Annotated in this window: 2 protein-coding genes; both read right to left on the reverse strand. The window is 48.5% G+C overall.

What is annotated here, in order from left to right:
• Positions 1-122: 122 nt before the first annotated feature.
• Positions 123-2960, reverse strand: a complete 2838-nt coding sequence (gene uvrA, locus ENN47_01055) for an excinuclease ABC subunit UvrA (protein HDP76779.1) — start codon at positions 2958-2960, stop codon at positions 123-125.
• Positions 2953-3234: phosphoglucosamine mutase (locus ENN47_01060; GenBank protein ID HDP76780.1), on the reverse strand; the 282-nt coding region annotated here is incomplete at its 5' end. The genes ENN47_01060 and uvrA, both read right to left, overlap by 8 nt.

Raw genomic sequence — 3234 nt, forward strand, 5'->3', positions numbered from 1 at the left:
AGCTTCCCAGACGAAGTGGGCATTGCCTCCCTGAACAATCTTCGCCAGAATTTCCGATTCGGAGGACGGTGGACTGTTGACGGTTAACCTGAGAAGGCCTCCTGCCGAAGGCAGCCTTGCGTCTAAACGGTTCTTAGCTGCGAAAGTTGCTTCTTGAGATAGTATCCCGTATGGCTGTGGCGAAATTCTGCTACTTCATCGGGCGTTCCGGAAATAACGATTTCGCCGCCGTTTGCTCCGCCTTCGGGTCCGAGATCGATTATGTGGTCGGCGTTTTTCACTACGTCCATATTATGCTCGACAACGACCACTGTGTTACCCATTTCGACCAGCCGCTTCAAGACACGCACGAGTTTTGCAACATCGTCGAAATGCAATCCGGTTGTTGGTTCATCGAGGATGTAGAAGGTTCTTCCTGTTGATGTTTTCTTCAGCTCCGAGGCGAGCTTTATTCTTTGAGCCTCTCCTCCCGAAAGCGTCGTAGCCGGCTGACCGAGGCGGATATAGCCGAGACCGACATCGTTTAGGAGGACAAGTATTCTGTTCAACATCGGAATGCGTTCAAAAAAGCCAGAAGCCTCCTCGACGGTCATGTTTAGGACATCGGAGATGGTTTTGCCGCGGTATCGTATCTCCAGCGTCTCTTTGTTATAGCGTCTGCCTTTGCAGACGTCACACTCAACATAGACGTCTGGGAGAAACTGCATCTCGATCTTTATGAGACCGTGGCCCTGGCAGGCCTCGCATCTGCCGCCCTTCACGTTGAAGGAGAAACGCCCCTTGTTGTAGCCGCGCGCTCGCGCCTCCTGTGTCTTCGCGAAGAGGTCGCGCACGTGGTTGAACAGTCCCGTGTATGTGGCGGGGTTGGATCTTGGAGTTCGACCAATCGGATTCTGATCGATCACAATCACGTTGTCGATCTCCTCCCAACCCAATAGATCAGAAAACTTGTCCGCAGTCGAATTCTGCCCTCCAAGCATTGTCTTCAATGCTGGGTATATGGTGTCCATCACTAGAGAACTCTTCCCGCTTCCAGAGACGCCTGTAACGGTAATGAATTTGCCTAGAGGAAACGACACGTCAATATTCTTCAGGTTGTTCTTTCTCGCTCCCTTCACGATCAACGACTTGCCGTTGGAATTATTGGTAACTTCGAATCTCGGAACCGACATCTCTCCGTTGAGATACTTTCCAGTAAGCGATCGTTCCGGAGGTGCGTCTAGAAGCGACTGTGTTGTTCCCTGGTAAACGACCTCTCCTCCATGCACGCCGGCACCCGGCCCCACATCGACTATGTAGTCAGAACTCCTTATTACTTCTTCATCGTGTTCCACAACTATAACCGTGTTACCCAGGTCTCTGAGATTCTTGAGAGTCTTTATAAGCCTGTCATTGTCTCTTGAGTGCAATCCAATGGTCGGCTCGTCGAGGACATAAGTAACTCCGGTAAGGCCCGAACCAATTTGCGTTGCAAGCCTAATTCTTTGTGACTCCCCTCCTGAAAGAGTCATAGCGTATCGGGACAGTGTGATGTAATCAAGCCCGACATCCACCAAGAACTTCAGTCGCTTTTCAATCTCACTGAGAAGTTCTCCAACGATCTCACGCTGATAATCGCTGAATCGTATCTCTCTCATGAAGTCGTAAATCTCTTGAATCGTCAGTTCAGATATTTGAGCAATGTTCAGTCCTCCAAGGGTAACTGCAAGAGCCTCGGGTCTCAGTCTCTGGCCATTGCACTGTGTGCAGCCTTGCTGAACCATGAAGTTGCTTTCCATCCAGTAGCGCATGTCTTCGGACTGCGTCTCCTGATATCTCCTGTTGAGATTGTTTATAATTCCTTCATACGGACGTTTCAGCTCGTAAGTGAGTCGGTCAGACTGGTATTTCATCGAGATATCTCTATTAGTGCCAAAGAGAAGTGCATCCTTAACGTCTTCTCGAAGGTCCTTGAAAGTCTTTTCCGGATCTTCCCCGAGAGACTCGATTACTCGAAAAACCATCTTCAGATTGAAGCTGTCCCTATTGCTGGACATTGTCTTTATAGCGCCCTTAACGACGCTTAGATTCTCATCGACAACAAGATCCTTTGAAAACTCCATCGTGTAACCTAATCCGTGGCACTTGGGACAGGCGCCAAAGGGATTATTGAAGGAAAAGATCTTTGGAGATATTTCCGGAAGGCTAATTCCGCAGTCAGGGCAGGCAAAGTTCTCACTGTAGATCTTTCTCTCTTGAGAATCAACCAGACCGACTTCTACAAAACCATCTCCTTCATGGAGGGCCATCTCAATACTGTCTGCAAGCCTTGACGAGTTGTCTGAATCTGCTCTCAATCTATCGACCACGAGGTTTATCGAATGTCTCTTGTTCTTGTCAAGTTTCAGTTCCTCCTCGAGATCGTATGTCTCTCCGTCGATTTCAACTCTCACAAAGCCCTTCTTTCTCAGCGCTTCGAGTTCTTTTTTAAATTCGCCCTTCTTTCCAGTGGCGATCGGCGCGTAGATCGCAATTCTTTCCTCTTCGCCATACTCCTTGAAGATTCCTTCGACTATCTCATCCAGACTCTGCTTCTGAACCTCTCGGCCGCATGAAGGACAATGAGGGACACCTACTCTTGCGAAAAGGACTCTGAAGTAATCGTGAATCTCCGTAACCGTTCCTACCGTCGATCTCGGATTGTGACTTACTGTCTTTTGCTCTATGGCTATTGCCGGAGAAAGACCCTCAATGTTCTCGACATCGGGCTTCTTCATCTCTCCCAGAAACTGTCTGGCATAAGTGGAGAGTGATTCAAGGTATCTCCTCTGGCCTTCGGCATAAATTGTGTCGAGAGCAAGGGAGGATTTCCCCGAACCCGAAAGACCAGTTATGATTGTCAGCGAGTTCTTTGGGATTGCAACGCTTACGTTCTTCAGATTGTGAACCCTGGCACCTTTAACATATATATACCTATCCATTACTGCACTCCTCAACCAGTTCAACCAACTCCTGGCAGATACTTTCGACCTGCGACGATTCTGTTCCTTCGACCATTACTCTTACAAAGGGTTCGGTCCCAGAAGGTCTTAGAACAACACGCAAATCCTCTCTTTTCTTGAGCTCTTCAAGCCTATCTTTGAGCTTTCTGTCTTCCATTACACCCTTTTTGTCCGAGACGGGGACATTCTTCAACAACTGTGGATATACGGGAAAAGAGTTCACGAATTGTTCAAGAGTCTCCCCAAGCTCTTC

It is taken from the genome of Mesotoga infera (assembly GCA_011045915.1).
Classification (GTDB): Bacteria; Thermotogota; Thermotogae; order Petrotogales; family Kosmotogaceae; genus Mesotoga; species Mesotoga infera_D.